The organism is Azospirillum sp. FG154 (genome assembly GCF_057809575.1).
In genome coordinates, this window is sequence record NZ_JBMDKF010000011.1 from 117,243 (window position 1) to 131,906 (window position 14,664).

Sequence of the window (14,664 nt, forward strand, 5' to 3'; positions counted from 1 at the left end):
AAGGCGTGTTGTTCCGTCGATTGCCATGTCATAGAGTTCTTTTGAAGAAAATGCGCTGGAGATCCCTGGCGTGGACGTAGCCGGACAAAGACCGGCTGGGGGGCGGGATGGCGATGTCGAATCGGCGCAATGTGCGCTTTGAGGTGGTGGTCGAGCAAGGGGGCAAACCCAACATCGACGGCGTTTTCGACGATGAAAAAGCGGCGACGGAACGCGCCGGCTATCTTCTGCGCCTTGCCAAATTTCCGGTGGTCCGCGTCGTCAAGGTGAACGGCGTTGGCAAGGAAGAAACGATCTTCCAAAAATCATCGGCGGGCGGCAGCAAGCTGACCACCATTTCAACCATCAACGAGGCCAACCTCTGCGTCGACGTTCTTCAGATTTTTTCCTTTGAAAGCCGGATGACGCTGCTGCGCTTGCTGCGTGGTTATTGGGACGATCAAGGGGTCATTCCGACGGAACAGCTTCATCGCTATTTCCCCTTGCGGTATTTCGAGCGTGAGGCGCTGCTGTTCAACCCGGCGATCACGCGGTTGGCGGCGCTCCAGGCGCCGATGCTGGGGATCAAACCCACCGAGCGTTACGACCAGATCATGCGGATGTTCACCGCGCTGAAGGAGTTGGCGCAGCAGTCCGACAGCTTGGCCCCTTACGATCAGGCGCTGGCGCGCGGCGGGATCAGCGGCTTGCTGGCGGCGTCCATCGACCGCCCGGTTGAGGAGCGTGACCGCATCATCACCCACGCTTTCGGATCCATGCTGGAGCCGCACCGCGAGTGGGGGGCGAAGCTTCAGGCGACGCTGCGTCTGCACCAGGAGGGCGACGCCGAAAACACCCGGCTGGTCGATGAGTTCCTGGCCGAAATCGTCGATGGGCGGGAACCGATCCGCGCCCTGATTGGCTATTCCCCGGATTTGGCCTCGGCGCTCATGGCGTTGCAGGCGACCTTGCGCGGCGATCTCGACGACCGTCTGCCCAACACCGACGCGTTGCTGGCCCTGTCCAACGCGGTTGGCGGCGGCGGGTTCCGCAATGTGCAAGAGGCGCTGCTGAACCGGCTGCGCGGGGGGATCGAGGGGTTGACGCCGTTGACCCGCACCGGGGCGGGCAGCGACGCCAAGGCGTTTCAGGCCATCGTCGACGGCATGATCGTCTTCGATGGTTTCATGGGCGGCCCCGCCATGGCGGAGGCGCTGACCAAACGCGGCAAGGTGGCCTTGGGGGTGGGCGGCATGGATTTGCCGTTCGAGGACACGGTGTTGCGGTTGAGCAGCCGTTTGGGCAGCGCGGCGGCCCGGTTGGGCTTTCTTTTGGATCTCGCCACCAGCGATTTCGGGCGGCGCAAGGTCAGTTTCCTGATTCAGCGGGTGGCCGAGGAGTTCAATCAGGTCAAGTCGGCGGCGGAATTGGCCGCCCCCGGCGTGCCGTTGTCGGAGGTGCGGGATGGGCTGGGCCGTCGGCTGCGCGCCGCCGGGATTCCGCGCGCGCTGGCCGATGGGTTGATCGCCAAGATCGCGACCATCCCCGACGAACAGCGGATGCTGACCATCACGCCGGAGCCGCGCCAGATGGAGACCATCGACGTTCGCGGCGCGCCCCGGGCCGCGCCTCGGATCATCGTGACCCATCAGGGCAAGGCGATCACGTTGCCCGATCAGGGGGCCGAGGTCGTCATCGGGCGGGCGGCGGAATGCGGGATCATCCTGGATCACGCGTCGGCCTCGCGCCGCCATGTGGCGATCCGTTTGCGGGATGGCGGGTGCGAGGTGGAGGATCTGAGCCGCAACGGCACCCGGCTGATGCTGGGCAACGGAGAAAGCCGCCTGCTGAAGCAGGGGGAAATCATCCCCCTGTCGGGGCGGGGGGAAATCATCATCGGCTCGCTCGATCTGGGCGAGCGTCCCGCCCGCATCGGGTGGGAGGTCAAGGCGGCGCGCTGAACAGCGAGTCGTCCACCATCTGGGTTTCCACGCTCCAACCAACGCCGCGCGCCGCGATCGCCGCGATGGTGTCGGGCAACACGCGGCGGTCGAACAGGGACCAGTCGTCGGGCGTTCCGGCGTCGGCGCGCAGCGTGTCGTCAATGGCCTGAACAGCGACCGGCAGGCCGGGCGTCACGGTGACGGCGAACTGGTCGAGCGGCATCGACAACCCAACGCCGGCGGCCTTGATGAAGGCCTCTTTCCGGGTCCAGCCCAGCAGGAAGCCTTCGTTGCGCTGCTCCGGCGGCAAGGCGTGCAGGGCGGCGCATTCGGTCGGGTGGAAAAAGCGGTCGGAAATCCCGTCGGCGCTTTCGATGTCGCGCAGCCGCTCGATGTCCACGCCGATTCGCCCCTCGGCGGCGACGGCGATGGCGACGGAATCCTCGCTGTCGGCCAGATTGAAGGCGGGGCCGCCGCCGACCAGCGACGGTTTGCCGTGCGATCCATAATCAAAGCGCAACGCGCCGGGAGCCTGCCCGGTGCAGCGGCCCAGCAAAACCCGCAACAGTCCGCGCCGCAGGATGAAGCGGTTGGTCAGCCGCTCCATGGTGAAGCGCTCGGCCCGGTCGATTTCATCGTGGGTCAGCAGGGCGCGCAGCTCGGGCAACCGCCCGCTCAAGGCCCGCAGATCGGCGAACCAGACCCGAATGACCCCCGCCGGTAAACCATAGCCATCGTCATGCATGCGAAGCGTTCCTCCCTTGGAAATTACCGCCATGGTTCCCGGCGCGGTTTGGGGTATCATGCCGCCCTCTTGTTTTGCCGGATTCGGAACACATGGTTGACACCGCCCTGCTCGCCCCGCACCTGACCAACGTCCTGAAGGACGCCTTCATCCCGGAGCTTCCCAATCATTACCGTGGGAAGGTGCGGGAAAACTACGATCTTTCCGATGGGCGACGGATTCTCATCACCACGGATCGGTTGTCGGCCTTCGACCGCATTCTGACGGCGCTGCCGTTCAAGGGCCAGGTGCTGACCCAGACCGCCCGTTTCTGGTTCGAGGCGACCAAGGACATCTGCGCCAACCACGTCCTGGAATACCCCGACCCCAACGTCGTGGTGGCGAAACGGTTGACCATCATGCCGGTGGAGATCGTCGTCCGCGACTATATGGCGGGAACCACCGGCACGTCGATCTGGTCGATGTACAAGAAGGGCCGTCGCGAGATGTACGGCCACCACTTCCCCGACGGGATGCGGGAAAACCAGCGTCTGGCCACGCCGATCATCACGCCGACGACCAAGGCCTTCGACGCGGGCCATGACGAGGAGCTGACGGCCGCCGAAATCGTCGGGCAAAAGCTGCTGACCCGCGCCCAATGGGACGAGGTGTCGGACAAGGCGCTGGCCCTGTTCGCGCGCGGTCGCGCCATGGCCGCCGAACGCGGCTTGATCCTGGTGGACACCAAATACGAGTTCGGCTTTGACGAGGCGGGCGACATCCTGCTGGCCGACGAAATCCACACGCCCGACAGCTCGCGCTATTGGTTCGCGGGCAGCTATCCGGAGCGATTCGCGGCGGGCGAACGCCCGGAAAGCTTCGACAAGGATTTCGTGCGCAGTTGGGTGACGGCGCGCTGCGACCCCTACACCCAGGACATCCCGGAGATCCCCGGCGACGTCGTGCTGCAAGCCGCGCGCGTCTACATTGAGGCGGGTGAGACCATCACCGGCCAGCCTTTCGTCGTTCCGGCCCAGGCGATTCCGGTGCTTGACCGCATCCGGGCCAATCTGGCGCCCTATTTCGGCAAGTAAGCGTCTTTCGTTCCGGCGCGGCGGCGGGGCGACCCGCCGCCGTTCGTCTTCACGCAACAGGGGTTGGTCCATGTCGTTGTCGGTCGCCATTCTCGACGATTACCAGTCCATCGCCCGCGATCTGGCCGATTGGTCGCGTTTGCCGCCGGGCAGCGCGTTGACGGTGTTCAACCAGCCCTTCGCCGATCTCGATTCGGCGGCGGCGGCGCTGGCGCCTTTCGACGTACTGGTCATCATGCGGGAACGCACGCCCTTCCCAGCGGCGCTGATCGACCGTTTGCCCGCCCTGAAGCTGCTGGTGACGACCGGCGCGCGCAACAACGCCATCGACCTGAACGCCTGCGCGGCGCGCGGGATTCCGGTGAGCGGCACCGGCATGGTCGGCACGCCGACCGCCGAACTGACCTGGGGGCTGATTCTGGCCCTGGCCAAGCGGATCACGGTGGAGGAGCGCGCCCTGCGCGCGGGCCAGTGGCAAACCGGGCTGACCGATGGTTTGGCCGGGCGGCGGCTGGGGCTGGTCGGGCTGGGCAAGCTTGGAACCCAGGTGGCGCGGGTCGGGCAGGCCTTCGGCATGGAGGTCGCCGCCTGGAGTCCCAATCTGACCGACGAGCGGGCGGCGGCGGCGGGCGTGGCCCGACTCGACAAGGCCGACCTCTTCGCCTCCTCCGACGTGGTCAGCGTCCATCTGGTGCTGAGCGAACGGACCCAAGGCGTGGTCGGCGCGGAGGAGTTCGCGGCGATGAAGCCGACCGGCCTGTTCGTCAACACCTCCCGCGCCGGGCTGGTGGACGAGGCGGCCTTGATGGCCGCGCTGCGCGAGGGGCGAATCGGCGGGGCGGGCATCGACGTCTTCCCGGTGGAGCCGCTGCCCGCCGACAGCCCATGGCGGGATCTTCCCAACACGGTCCTCACCCCCCATCTGGGCTATGTGACGCGGCAGAATTACGCGGTGTTCTACCGCGACGCCCTGGAGGACATCCTGGCGTGGCAGGCGGGGGCGCCGATCCGGCTTCTGTCCGCGCGCTGAAGCGAGACGGAGGAGGGCGGCTTTGAGGATCGGGGCAGGGACGGGCGCGCGGTTCTGCGGCCCGCCGGGGGTGCTGATTGGTTTGTCGGTGGTCGCCGGGCTGTTGGCCGCCTTTCTGATTTTGACCGGCGAAGTGCTGGAGGGCGACACGCTGGTCTTTGACCGAACCGTGCTGCTGGCCCTGCGCAGCGCCGCCGATCCCAACCAACCCGCCGGACCCTGGTGGGTGGAGCGTATGGCCCGCGACCTGACCGCGTTGGGCAGCGTGACGGTTCTGTCCCTGGCCAGTCTTGCGGCGTTGGGGGGCTTCGCGTTGACGCGTCGTTGGGCGGCGGCGATTCTGCTGCTGTTGTCGGCGGGCGGCGGGCTGGCGATGAGTTCGGCCTTAAAACATCTGATTGGCCGGGCGCGGCCTGATCTGGTGCCGCACGGCGACGTGGTGCTGACCGCCAGCTTTCCCAGCGGCCACGCCATGCTGTCGGCGGTGGTCGGTCTGACCTTGGGCGCGTTGGTGGCGCAAAGCGTCGAGGGAAAACGGCTGAAATTCTACATCATGACGGTGGTCGTGCTGCTCAGCCTGATGATCGGAGCGAGCCGGGTCTATCTGGGGGTGCATTGGCCAACCGATGTGTTGGCGGGCTGGTCGGTGGGGGCCGCTTGGGCGGCGTTGTGCTGGACGCTGGTCGAAGCGTTGCGGCGGCGGGGGGCGGCGTGCGCGTGACATGCCGGTTATGCGACGGCGTGGCGCAGAGTTGGGTTGAACCGGCGGCGGCGCTTGTCAATAGTGGCAGCCTTTCCGCAACCGACGCAGCCCATTGATGGCCGACCATTCCCTGGACCGCGACACTTTGGACGCCATCGGCGTGTTGGCCCGCGCGGTTGACCACGAGCGGATTCCCGGCGTGCCGGAATTCCGTCTGCTGTCGAACGCGCTGCGCCGCGCCATCGATTATCAGGCTGAAGAGGAGTTGGGCGAAGCCGCCCGTCTGTTTCAGGCGATGGACTCGGATTGCCGCGCCCGCATCGTTGAGCGGGCGACGATCGAGGCGCGGGCGCAGGCCAACCGATCCAACGCGGCAGCGATGGAGATTCCACCGCTGCCGGTGGCGACCGGACGCCCGATTCTCAGCGCGCCGCGTTCGGCGGGATCCAGCTTTCTGTCGGCCTTGAACGGCCTGCGGCCTGGCAAGCGGAAGGACAGCAGCCGCAGCGCGGCCAAGGATCGGCTGCGGGCGGCGGTGGACACGCAACGGGCGTTGCCGGACTCCGGTTTTGACGCCAGACCTGACCCGACCTGTGATACGGGTCTTCATCCGGGCGATCCGTTGCCGCGCTCGACCTGATCGTCTGGTTTGGACGCGGGCCTGTTTTTGTTGGGAGCCGTTTTTGGGAGACATCATGACCACTGCCGCCAGTTTCGCCGTCGGCGCCCGCGTCACCGTTCACAACAGCCAGTCCGGCCCGCAGAGCGTCGCGGTGGTGGAGCGCTTCACCCATGACAAACGGTGCATGGTGTTGTCGGACGGCACGGAATGGCGGGCCGACGGGCGGCGGCAATGGGGCTTTCGCGGCAGCTATTACAAGGGGCCGGTGGTCCTGCCGTTTGAGCCGGGTGACGACGTCTATGTCGGCAAGCGCCGCTCCATCGGAGCGTTGCGCAAATTCACCGATGGTCTGACGATGGAGTCAGAGATTTCCGGCGAGGCGCTGCGCCGCATTCTCGACGTGGTGGAGCGGGAGGTCGCGGCCCTGCCGAAGCCGACCGCGATTTCGTCGGACGCCAATCCGGATCAAGCCGAAGGGTAAATCACACTGTCACCGACACCAGACCGCCCGAATAAGAGCCGCCGCCGCCACCGCTGACCGCAGCCGGGGCGGTGGATGCTCCGACTCCGCTGTCGCCGCTTGGGCTGGAACCGGCGGCGGCGAAGGAGGAGGTCGCGCTGGATGTTCCGCTGGCTCCGAACGAGGCGAAGGACACGCCCAACGACGCGGGCGCGGTTCCGGCGTTCGTGGTCCCGGTGGTGGAGGGCGATCCGGCAGCCGCCGATTTGGCGGATGTGGCGCTGGCGTTCGTCGATCCTTCCCCGCTGGCCGCGTCGGTCGATCCACCCAGGCGGCTGGCCGTGCGGCGATACTCTTCAACCACGCGCCGCGAGGGGATTTGGTCCTCTGTGGCCCCGGTCTCGACGTTGCGGAACAGCAGAACGGCGACCCGCGCGCCCTGGTCGTAGTTGATGTAAGGGCTGATGTACCCACCGACCACAGCCGACGAGCTTTTCTTGTCGACCGTGGGCGTGCCTGCGGACGACTCGAGCGACGCACTGGCGGCGGCGCCAGCCTCGGGAATCGAAGAGACTGTCGGGCGATTCACCGCTGCGTTGGAAACAGAACGGATTTCCATCGGTGCCTCCCCGCCTTGCCGTCGTCGCTGGTTGACCGATTCCGCGCGCGGGCGATCCGGCCCGCGCGGCGTTCGGTCCGGGCGATCAGACGGAAATGTTCAAATTTTGCCCGCGAGTCGGCGTGGTGTTGCCGCTCGACGTGCTTTGCGCGCTGGCCTGCGCCGCTTGATCGCGGCGGGTCCGTTCGGCCTGGTCCTCTTGCGCGGTTTCCGCCGGAGCGGTGGACCGCTGCGCGGCGGTCGGCCCGCTGCTGAGCGGCGTGGTGTAGGGCTGCTGATAGCTGCCAAACCCGCCGATGCTGCTGACGCCCATGATTGGCTCCTCCGGTCGCTTGAGCGCGACCCTGACTTCCTTAGATAGGCAAATTTTGCCTCAAGGGGAGGGGAATAGCCACTGAAATCGACTCTCAGAACGCCGGTGGGATCTTTTGTCAATGAACAAATCATACAGGCTGCGGGAAATTACATGTCCTTTCCCGTGAATATTTCAGGACTGTTAACGATTGGGTCGCCGCCGCGCCACAACGCCGCCTCGACGGCCAGCGTCCAGAAGCTTTCCACCGCCTTGCTTTGTCGGGCGCGGGACCGGATCAGGCGGATTTGCAGCGGCACGCTCCAGGTCGAATCGCCCGCCGGAACCAGACTGGCCCGGTTCAGATCGTCGGCGATCACGCTCTCCGGCAACCAGGCGACGCCGCGCCCGTCGCGCGCCAGGCTGCGCAACACCGGGGTGGTCGGCGCCGTGAACACGGTGTCGAGCCACAGGGCTGTTGTGAAGGCGCTGCGGGTCGCCTCCAGAATGCGGCCAAGCCCCGACTCGCGGCTGTAGGATAGGCTGGGCGCCGGCGCCTCGGCGCGGCCCGGCAGGGGATGGCGCGGGCGTCCATCGCCATCCGGGGCGCAGACGGGCGCCAAACGGTCGGTTCCAACCAGAACGGATTGCACCGCGTCGTTGGTCAACCGAGGGCGGGGGGCGTTGGGATGGGCGTGGCACAGCAGGAAATGCGCCCGCCCGGCCAGCATCGCCTGTTCCCCGGCCTCCATCCCGTCCGACGACAGGGTGACGGGGCCAAGCCGGCCCTTTTGCTCCAGCGCCCGCAGCCAGGGCGGAAAAAAGGTCAAGGCCAAAGACGGGGTGGTGGCGAAGCGCAAGGTGGCGGCGTCGGCCTGGGCGGCGGCGCGGGTTTCTTCGCGGCCTTGCAACAGGCGGCGCAGCGCTTCCTCGGCCACTGGGCGGAATCGGCGTCCGGCGTCGGTCAGGACGGCGGGCGATCCGTCGCGGTCGAACAGCGGCGCGCCGACCCAATCCTCCAGCGCGCGCAGGCGGCGAGTCAGCACGGCGGGCGTGACGTCGCGGGCTTCCGCCGCGCGGGGCAGGCTGCCGCTGTCGATCACCGCCAGAAAATCATCAAGCCACGCGAGATCCATCACCACGCCAAGGTTGCCGCAACGCGGCGGCGACTCTGGCGCCGATGGGCGGCCCCGTCCATCCCCGCATGCGGGCCGCGCGTTTGGCTCATGCGAATTGCCAAACCAGAGCAAGGATGCTCAGTCCGGCGCCTTGGGCAACAGTCCCAGAACGGGAACGCTGGCGCGTTGACCGGCCAGCGCCAACCCCAGACCGTTGCGGCCAATCGATTCGATCACCCAGCCCTGAACCGTGTCGCCGACGGCCACCCGTCGCTCGGTTCCGGCCCCGGCGCGCAGCACCGCGACGGCGCGGCCCTGGCGGTCCACCGCCACGCCGATCAGCCGCGCGCCGCCCGTTGCGTCGGGAGCGGGGGCCGCCGTCTCGGGCTGGGCGGAGTCCGGTGGCGGCCCGGCCCGGCGGCTGGGGAAGAACAGGGGGCGTTGCACCGTCGCGCCGAAGCTTTCGCGCGGCGGCAACTCAAACGCTCTGGCCGGGGACGCGGCGGCCAACGCGATCAGGGAAATGGTCAGACAAGCGAACAAGCGGGTCATGACGCGCTTTCCAGAAAACCGATGACCGTGAAGGTCACGTCCATCTGATCGGTCCCAAAGGCCAGCGACCGCACGGCCAAGCCATCGACCAGCAAGCGGGGCCGCCCGCTTTCCACCGCGTGCAGCAGGTCGCGCAGCGCGCGCGGGTCGGCGGCGACGCGCACCTGGACGGCGATGCGGCGGAAACCATTGTCGTCCTCCCGCTCCTCCATCACCTGCGTGCTTTGCACCCGCGCGCCGCGCGCGGTCGCCAGATCGGTCATCTTGGATTGCAGATCCGCCCCCGCCAGCGCCGGGGTGGCGCCTTGCAGGAAATCGGGCGATCCGGCGGCCTTCAGGGCGTCGCGCTGCTGCTCCAGCGCCGGGCGACGTTCGAGCAAGCGTTGCTGGTGCTCCAACTGCCGTTCAGCCCGCTCGACGTCCTCGACCAGATCGGCGCGCAGGCCCAGCAGCGGAACCATCAACAGGGCGGTCGCCAGCGCCGCCAGCGTTCCAGCGGCGAGCCGGGAGGCCGGAGTTCCCGGCTGCGGAAGGGACCATTTACGGAGCGGCATGGGGCACCACGCGGGCGGACAGTTGAAAGCGGTCGCCCCCCGCCGCTTCGCGCACCACGGCGGAGCGAAACTGCACGTCGGCGAAATGGGGGGAGGCCGACAGCAGGGCGGGCAGCCGGTTCGCGTCCGCCGCCTGTCCCATCAGCAGCGCGGTTCCGGCGTCGAGGTGAAACTCGTTCAGCCACACGTCGTCGGGCAGCAGGCGGCTCAACGCCTCCAACACCACGGCGGCGCTCGGCGTCTCGGTCTTGCGGCGTTCGGCGTAGGCGGAGGCGGCCTTGCCGTCCTCCAGCGCGGCGGCGAGGCGGCGGACCTCGGCGGACGCGCGGCCCGACTCCTCCAGCGCGGCGGTCAGCGCCGCCCGCTCCAGCAGGGGCGGGGCGAACAGCGCGGCCAGCAACGCCAGCGGGAGCAGGGCGGGCAGCCAGCGCCGCGCCCGTCGGGCGGCGGACGGCGCGTCGTCCTCGTCGAGCGGAAGGGCGATCCAGCCGCCTTCGCCATCCTCGACCTCCAACGCGGTGGGCCGCAGATTCAGCGCCCGCACGGCGTCCAACGGCGCTTCCACGCTGGCGCGCGGGGCGACGGTCAGGCGGACGTCGATCAGCCGTTCATCCTCATTGGAGCCAAGGATGGTGGCGCCGAACCACACCTGATCGGCGGGCCAGGGGGTGCGGTGGTCGATCTGGTTGGCGATGATCGGGCGCAGATGCCCGGCGGCGGCGACGGGCAGGGAAAAGCGGCGGTGCAGCGCCTTCACGCCCGGACGCACCACGACGCGGCTGCCGCGCCGGGGCGCGCGATCCAGCGGCGCGCCGTCGCGCCGCAGCAGCCGGATGCGGCCATCCTCACGCACCGCCAACAAAGCGGGGTCGCCGTCGCGCCGCCACGCCGCCGGAATCCAGGTGGCGAGTTCCGCCGTCAGCCACGCGGCCAGCGGGCGAAAGACGGGCTGACGGGCGGCGACGCTCAGCGACGGTGCGGTCATGGCGCTGTTCCAACGGCAAAAGGGACTGGCTCGCGCCACTCCAGCACACGGTACGGAACCGGGTCGGGCGGGTCCAGAAGCAAGACGGTGGCCTCGGCTGTGGCGACGCCGCCGGACGCTCCGGTGGCGCGCGTCCGCACCGACACGACCCGGCCAACCGACGGGACGGTCGGTTCGGGCATCTCAAGGACGTTGTTTTGCGCGGGGCGGCGTTCGGGCAGGGCGGCGCGCACCAACGGTCCGGCGGCGGACGGAACCAGCCCAAGGATGGAGCCGTCCACCGTCAGCGCCTCCCCCAAGCGGCGGGCCAGATCGGGCGGCGCGCCGGGAACGCTGGACAGCTCGTCCACCGACAGGAAGGAGCGGCGAGGCAGGCCGTCGGGGCTGCTGGCGCCGCCGTCATCGTCGCCGCGCCATTGCACGACCGCTTGCGCCAGTTCCATCGGGTTGGCGACTCCCGCCACGCCGAACAGCGCGGCGAGCAGAGCGGCGGGCGCGCGGTTCAGATCGACGCGCCCAGCCTCTTCAAACACGCGGATCTCGACGCGCCCGGCGGCGAAGGGGATGACGCGCGGCGTTCCATCGGTCGGGACGCGGCGGCTGCGCTCCGGGTCGGTGGCTCCCAGCACCCCCAACGCCACCCCGGCGTCCAGCATCGCGCGCGCCTCCGCCGCCGCGCCGACGTTGGCGATGCGGCGAACCTCGTAACGCGCTGTGGTCGCCAGCCCGGTCGCCAGCGTCGCGGCGACGGCGACGACGCCCAGCACCAAAACCAGGGCGAAGCCGGATTGGCGGGAACGGGCGGCGGGCGTTGCGGGGGACATTGGCATGGCGGGCTGGATCATGGCGGAATTGGCGCGTCGCGGCACAGGAGCGGCGCGGCGCTGAGACAGCCCCGGTCGCCGTCGCTGTGCGGGCGGATGACGATGTCCGGCCACAGGGGTTTGCCGTCCAGACCGCGCAGGCTCAGGCGGACCAGATGGGGCAAATCCTGTTTGGCGCTCCAATGGTCGAGCCAGCGGGCGCCGTCGTGATAGCCCAGGGCCAGCCGATACGGCCCATCCAGCAGAGTGGCGGCGCGCAAGGGCGGCTCCAGCGCCTGAACGCCGGGGCGGGTCAACAGCCGATGTTCGCGGTAGACCAGCCGCGCGCCCGATGGCGAGTCTTCGACGCGGAACACGGCGAGATGCAGCCCGGCCCCCTCGCGCGCCGGATCGCCAAAGACCGGGGTGGAGAGTTGGGCGGCGTCGCCGGTGAAGACATAGGTCGCCTCGCGCGCCAGCCCGACCGCCAAAGGAAAGCCGCGTCCGATCTGGCGGCGCAACAGATCCTCAGCGACGGCGACGGCGGCGGTTTCGGCGAGCATCGCCGTTCCCCGCTCATGCGCCCGTCCGGCCAGTCGCACGCCGCCCGCCGCCGCGCCCAGCACCAGCGCCAACAGCGTCATGGCGACGAGCAGCTCAATCAGGGTGAAGCCCGCTTGCGGATGGCCGGGCGGGTTCTGAACGCCGATCATGCCGCTTTCCCCAGCTTCAGGCTGGACAGGGTGACGCTGCGGGCGCCGTCCCAGCGCACCGTGACCGTGACGGCGTAGGCGGCGACGCCGCGCGGCGGCACAAAGGGCAGAGCGCCGCCGGTCTGCGGACGCACGGCGAGGCTCCAGCGCATCCCGTCCATCCCCTCGCCGGACCAATCGCCGGGCCGCGCCGGTTCGCGCGCCATCGCCTCGGCCAAGGTCGCTTCCGCCAAGGCCACCGCGCGGGCGCGCTGCGCGGCGACGCGCGCGGCGTTCAGACTGACGTCGATAACCCGCCACGCGCCGCCCAACACCAGCGCCAACACCACCAGCGCGGCGAGAACCTCGATCAGGCTGAATCCGTCGGATCGGGTCATGCGGACGGCGCCAAACGTGTGGCCGTGACCGCGCCGGACAGCCAATCGACGCGCAAGGTGACGCCGCCCGCCGGGTTGCGCAGGGTGACGTCGCCGCCGTCCGACCCGCCGTTCGGGTAAAAACGAATCAACCCGCGCGAGGCCGACGCCGCGCCGCTGGCGGTCATGGCGACGCTCAGCCCCGCGTCCAGCGTGCCGTCCAACGCCTGTCCGGCCAAGCCGAAGCGCCGTTGATCGAGATCCAGCACGAAGGCGGATTCGGCGTTGCGCATGACGGCGTCGCTGCGGGCGAGCGCCAGCGCGGCGGCGAGGCTGCGCGCCGCCGCGCTCAAGCGCGCCTTGTCGCCGCCATGGCCCGACAGAGCCGGAACGATGGACAGCAGCAGACCGGCCAGCGTCAGCGTCACCAACAGCTCGATCAGGGTGAAGCCGCCCTGACGCCGCGCGTTTGCGGCCCGCCGTGAGGCCGTCGCGTCAGTTGCGGACGTCTTCATCCTCGCCCGTGCCGCCTTCGCGGCCATCGCGGCCCAGGCTGATGAGGTCGTAGGGACGGCCCTGGCCCGGCGCGCGGTAGGTGAAGGGGTTGTTCCACGGGTCGGCGGGAACCGCCCCGCCCTTGGCCAGATAGGGGCCGTGCCAGCCGTTGGTTCCCGCAGGCGCTTCGACCAGCGCCTTCAGCCCCTGCGCCGTGGTCGGGTAACGGCCCACGTCGAGCCGGTACAGGTCCAGCGCGGCGCTGAGCTGTTCGATTTGCAGCTTGGCCGACTTGGTCTTCGACCCGCCGACATAGCTCAACACCTGCGGCCCGACCAGACCGGCCAGCAATCCCAGGATGACCAGGACGACCAGCAGCTCGATCAGCGTGAAACCGGCCTCGCGCGAGGGCTTTTTCTTAGAAAGCGAGTTCATTGATCGACATCACCGCAGAAAGGATGGACACGACGATGCCGCCGACCAGCACGGCCAGCAGCAGGATGCAGGCCGGCTCGAACACCGCCAGCACGCGTTTCAGGGCCAGTTCGACCTTCGCGTCGAACAACCCGGCGAGGTGGTTCAGGATCTCCTCGATCCGTCCGCTTTCCTCGCCAACCTTCAAAAGCTGAACCGCCAGCGGCGGCATCGGCGAATCCGGCGGCAGCGACGCGGCCAGCCCGCGCCCCTCCGCCGCCCCGGCCCGCATGGCCAGCGCGGCGCGCGACAGGCTGCGCAAGCCCGCCACCTCCGACGCCAGACCCAGGGCGGTCGGCAGCGGCACGCCGCCTTTCAGCAGGGTGCCGAGCGTCCGGCACAGCCGCGCCGTGGCCGCCATGGCGACCAGATCGCCAATTCCCGGCGTCTTCAGGACGGTCCCCTCCCACCAGCCGGGCGGCAGACGGCGCAGGATCAACGGCGCGGCGACGACAAGAACCAACGCGCCGATCATCAGCGCCGTCCCATGGGCGAGCAGGGCGTCCGACGCGGCCAGCACCAAGCTGGTCGAGGCGGGCAGCGCCTTGCCCCCCTGTTTCAACATCGGCGCGAATTGCGGCACAACTTGGGTCAACAGCAGCAGCAGGGAGCCGACCGCCGCGATCAGCAGAACCATCGGGTACATCAGCGCCGACTGAATCTGTTCGCGCAGCTTCAGCGCCCGTTCCAGCAGATCGGCGAGGTTGGCCAGCGTCACATCCAGCGTGCCGCCCGCCTCGCCCGCCTTGACCATCGCCAGCACCAGGGGCGGAAAGCCGCCCGCCGCCGTCATCGCCTCGGCCAGACTGCCGCCGCCGCGCAGCCGCTCCAACACCTGTTCCAGACGCGGGCGCAGGCGGGGCGGCCCGGCCTCCATCGCCAACAGACGCAGGGCCTGCTCCACCGTTTGCCCGGCGCCGATCAACAGCACCATTTCGCGCATGGCGACGGCCAGATCGCGCGCCTCCGCCCCCGCGCCGGGCGACAGGCGGAAGCGGGAGCCGCTGGCGATCACCGGCTTCGCCTCCACCGGCAACAACCCTTGGGTTTCCAGATGGCGCAGCACGGCGCGGGCGTCGCGCGCCTCCATCCGGCCTTCGCGCAGTTCGCCCGCCGGGGTCAGGGCGCTGTAGGTGAAATGTGGCACC

The 14,664-nt window shown here is 69.0% G+C and carries 19 protein-coding genes; 6 read left to right on the forward strand and 13 right to left on the reverse strand.

Annotated features, from left to right (window positions below):
* Positions 1–107 precede the first annotated feature (107 nt).
* A complete protein-coding gene (locus tag ACODS4_RS14765; protein WP_488864883.1) occupies positions 108–1,940 on the forward strand; it encodes an FHA domain-containing protein in 1,833 nt (610 codons plus the stop codon).
* On the opposite strand, the gene ACODS4_RS14770 is transcribed toward ACODS4_RS14765, so the two are convergent.
* The gene (locus ACODS4_RS14770; protein WP_488864885.1) at positions 1,924–2,667 is read right to left on the reverse strand and encodes a 4'-phosphopantetheinyl transferase family protein; all 744 of its coding nucleotides are present in this window, start codon (positions 2,665–2,667) and stop codon (positions 1,924–1,926) included. The genes ACODS4_RS14765 and ACODS4_RS14770 overlap by 17 nt on opposite strands.
* Positions 2,668–2,759: 92 nt before the next feature.
* Here ACODS4_RS14770 and ACODS4_RS14775 point away from each other — a divergent pair, with 92 nt between their 5' ends.
* The 5 genes from ACODS4_RS14775 to ACODS4_RS14795 all read left to right on the forward strand — a co-directional run bounded on the left by ACODS4_RS14775 (position 2,760) and on the right by ACODS4_RS14795 (position 6,576).
* A complete protein-coding gene (locus tag ACODS4_RS14775; protein WP_488864887.1) occupies positions 2,760–3,740 on the forward strand; it encodes a phosphoribosylaminoimidazolesuccinocarboxamide synthase in 981 nt (326 codons plus the stop codon).
* 70 nt (positions 3,741–3,810) lie between these two features.
* Positions 3,811–4,770: a D-2-hydroxyacid dehydrogenase family protein gene (locus ACODS4_RS14780; protein ID WP_488864889.1), complete on the forward strand. Its 960-nt coding sequence runs from the start codon at positions 3,811–3,813 to the stop codon at positions 4,768–4,770.
* 22 nt (positions 4,771–4,792) lie between these two features.
* Entirely contained in the window at positions 4,793–5,491 is a 699-nt protein-coding gene (locus ACODS4_RS14785) for a phosphatase PAP2 family protein (RefSeq protein ID WP_488864891.1), read from the forward strand.
* A 97-nt stretch (positions 5,492–5,588) separates the two neighbouring features.
* Complete coding sequence (locus ACODS4_RS14790) at positions 5,589–6,113, forward strand: hypothetical protein (RefSeq protein ID WP_488864893.1); 525 nt, start codon at positions 5,589–5,591, stop codon at positions 6,111–6,113.
* A gap of 55 nt (positions 6,114–6,168) precedes the next feature.
* Positions 6,169–6,576, forward strand: coding sequence for a hypothetical protein (locus ACODS4_RS14795; RefSeq protein ID WP_488864895.1), 408 nt, complete (start codon positions 6,169–6,171; stop codon positions 6,574–6,576).
* A 1-nt stretch (position 6,577) separates the two neighbouring features.
* Here ACODS4_RS14795 and ACODS4_RS14800 read toward each other — a convergent pair whose 3' ends face one another.
* From ACODS4_RS14800 to ACODS4_RS14855, 12 genes are all read right to left on the reverse strand, one after another.
* Positions 6,578–7,174, reverse strand: coding sequence for a hypothetical protein (locus ACODS4_RS14800; RefSeq protein ID WP_488864897.1), 597 nt, complete (start codon positions 7,172–7,174; stop codon positions 6,578–6,580).
* Positions 7,175–7,259: 85 nt separating this feature from the next.
* Positions 7,260–7,487 (reverse strand): hypothetical protein, encoded by a 228-nt coding sequence (locus ACODS4_RS14805; RefSeq protein WP_488864899.1) that lies wholly within the window; start codon positions 7,485–7,487, stop codon positions 7,260–7,262.
* Positions 7,488–7,636: 149 nt separating this feature from the next.
* On the reverse strand, positions 7,637–8,602 hold the full coding sequence (locus tag ACODS4_RS14810; RefSeq protein WP_488864996.1) for a LysR family transcriptional regulator: 966 nt from the start codon (positions 8,600–8,602) through the stop codon (positions 7,637–7,639).
* A 120-nt stretch (positions 8,603–8,722) separates the two neighbouring features.
* On the reverse strand, positions 8,723–9,136 hold the full coding sequence (locus ACODS4_RS14815; protein ID WP_488864901.1) for a hypothetical protein: 414 nt from the start codon (positions 9,134–9,136) through the stop codon (positions 8,723–8,725).
* Positions 9,133–9,690 carry a type II secretion system protein GspM gene (gene gspM, locus ACODS4_RS14820; RefSeq protein ID WP_488864903.1) on the reverse strand — a complete coding sequence of 186 codons (558 nt, stop codon included), beginning with the start codon at positions 9,688–9,690 and terminating at the stop codon, positions 9,133–9,135. The genes ACODS4_RS14815 and gspM overlap by 4 nt, the downstream gene beginning before the upstream one ends.
* Complete coding sequence (locus tag ACODS4_RS14825) at positions 9,677–10,675, reverse strand: PilN domain-containing protein (protein ID WP_488864905.1); 999 nt, start codon at positions 10,673–10,675, stop codon at positions 9,677–9,679. The genes gspM and ACODS4_RS14825 overlap by 14 nt, the downstream gene beginning before the upstream one ends.
* Positions 10,672–11,505: a hypothetical protein gene (locus tag ACODS4_RS14830; RefSeq protein ID WP_488864907.1), complete on the reverse strand. Its 834-nt coding sequence runs from the start codon at positions 11,503–11,505 to the stop codon at positions 10,672–10,674. Before ACODS4_RS14830 ends, ACODS4_RS14825 begins: the two co-directional genes overlap by 4 nt.
* An 11-nt stretch (positions 11,506–11,516) precedes the next feature.
* On the reverse strand, positions 11,517–12,191 hold the full coding sequence (locus ACODS4_RS14835) for a prepilin-type N-terminal cleavage/methylation domain-containing protein (RefSeq protein ID WP_488864909.1): 675 nt from the start codon (positions 12,189–12,191) through the stop codon (positions 11,517–11,519).
* Positions 12,188–12,568 (reverse strand): prepilin-type N-terminal cleavage/methylation domain-containing protein, encoded by a 381-nt coding sequence (locus ACODS4_RS14840; RefSeq protein WP_488864911.1) that lies wholly within the window; start codon positions 12,566–12,568, stop codon positions 12,188–12,190. Before ACODS4_RS14840 ends, ACODS4_RS14835 begins: the two co-directional genes overlap by 4 nt.
* Complete coding sequence (locus ACODS4_RS14845; protein WP_488864913.1) at positions 12,565–13,062, reverse strand: GspH/FimT family pseudopilin; 498 nt, start codon at positions 13,060–13,062, stop codon at positions 12,565–12,567. The genes ACODS4_RS14840 and ACODS4_RS14845 overlap by 4 nt, the downstream gene beginning before the upstream one ends.
* The gene (gene gspG, locus ACODS4_RS14850) at positions 13,043–13,477 is read right to left on the reverse strand and encodes a type II secretion system major pseudopilin GspG (protein ID WP_488864915.1); all 435 of its coding nucleotides are present in this window, start codon (positions 13,475–13,477) and stop codon (positions 13,043–13,045) included. Before gspG ends, ACODS4_RS14845 begins: the two co-directional genes overlap by 20 nt.
* Entirely contained in the window at positions 13,461–14,663 is a 1,203-nt protein-coding gene (locus ACODS4_RS14855) for a type II secretion system F family protein (protein WP_488864917.1), read from the reverse strand. The genes gspG and ACODS4_RS14855 overlap by 17 nt, the downstream gene beginning before the upstream one ends.
* Between the last annotated feature and the right edge of the window lies 1 nt (position 14,664).

Coding starts and splice junctions, on each gene's coding strand:
- ACODS4_RS14765 (WP_488864883.1), top strand. CDS start 108: ATGGCGATGTCGAATCGGCGCAATGTGCGCTTTGAGGTGGTGGTCGAG.
- ACODS4_RS14770 (WP_488864885.1), bottom strand. CDS start 2,667: ATGCATGACGATGGCTATGGTTTACCGGCGGGGGTCATTCGGGTCTGG.
- ACODS4_RS14775 (WP_488864887.1), top strand. CDS start 2,760: ATGGTTGACACCGCCCTGCTCGCCCCGCACCTGACCAACGTCCTGAAG.
- ACODS4_RS14780 (WP_488864889.1), top strand. CDS start 3,811: ATGTCGTTGTCGGTCGCCATTCTCGACGATTACCAGTCCATCGCCCGC.
- ACODS4_RS14790 (WP_488864893.1), top strand. CDS start 5,589: ATGGCCGACCATTCCCTGGACCGCGACACTTTGGACGCCATCGGCGTG.
- ACODS4_RS14795 (WP_488864895.1), top strand. CDS start 6,169: ATGACCACTGCCGCCAGTTTCGCCGTCGGCGCCCGCGTCACCGTTCAC.
- ACODS4_RS14800 (WP_488864897.1), bottom strand. CDS start 7,174: ATGGAAATCCGTTCTGTTTCCAACGCAGCGGTGAATCGCCCGACAGTC.
- ACODS4_RS14805 (WP_488864899.1), bottom strand. CDS start 7,487: ATGGGCGTCAGCAGCATCGGCGGGTTTGGCAGCTATCAGCAGCCCTAC.
- ACODS4_RS14810 (WP_488864996.1), bottom strand. CDS start 8,602: ATGGATCTCGCGTGGCTTGATGATTTTCTGGCGGTGATCGACAGCGGC.
- ACODS4_RS14815 (WP_488864901.1), bottom strand. CDS start 9,136: ATGACCCGCTTGTTCGCTTGTCTGACCATTTCCCTGATCGCGTTGGCC.
- gspM (WP_488864903.1), bottom strand. CDS start 9,690: ATGCCGCTCCGTAAATGGTCCCTTCCGCAGCCGGGAACTCCGGCCTCC.
- ACODS4_RS14825 (WP_488864905.1), bottom strand. CDS start 10,675: ATGACCGCACCGTCGCTGAGCGTCGCCGCCCGTCAGCCCGTCTTTCGC.
- ACODS4_RS14830 (WP_488864907.1), bottom strand. CDS start 11,505: ATGCCAATGTCCCCCGCAACGCCCGCCGCCCGTTCCCGCCAATCCGGC.
- ACODS4_RS14835 (WP_488864909.1), bottom strand. CDS start 12,191: ATGATCGGCGTTCAGAACCCGCCCGGCCATCCGCAAGCGGGCTTCACC.
- ACODS4_RS14840 (WP_488864911.1), bottom strand. CDS start 12,568: ATGACCCGATCCGACGGATTCAGCCTGATCGAGGTTCTCGCCGCGCTG.
- ACODS4_RS14845 (WP_488864913.1), bottom strand. CDS start 13,062: ATGAAGACGTCCGCAACTGACGCGACGGCCTCACGGCGGGCCGCAAAC.
- gspG (WP_488864915.1), bottom strand. CDS start 13,477: ATGAACTCGCTTTCTAAGAAAAAGCCCTCGCGCGAGGCCGGTTTCACG.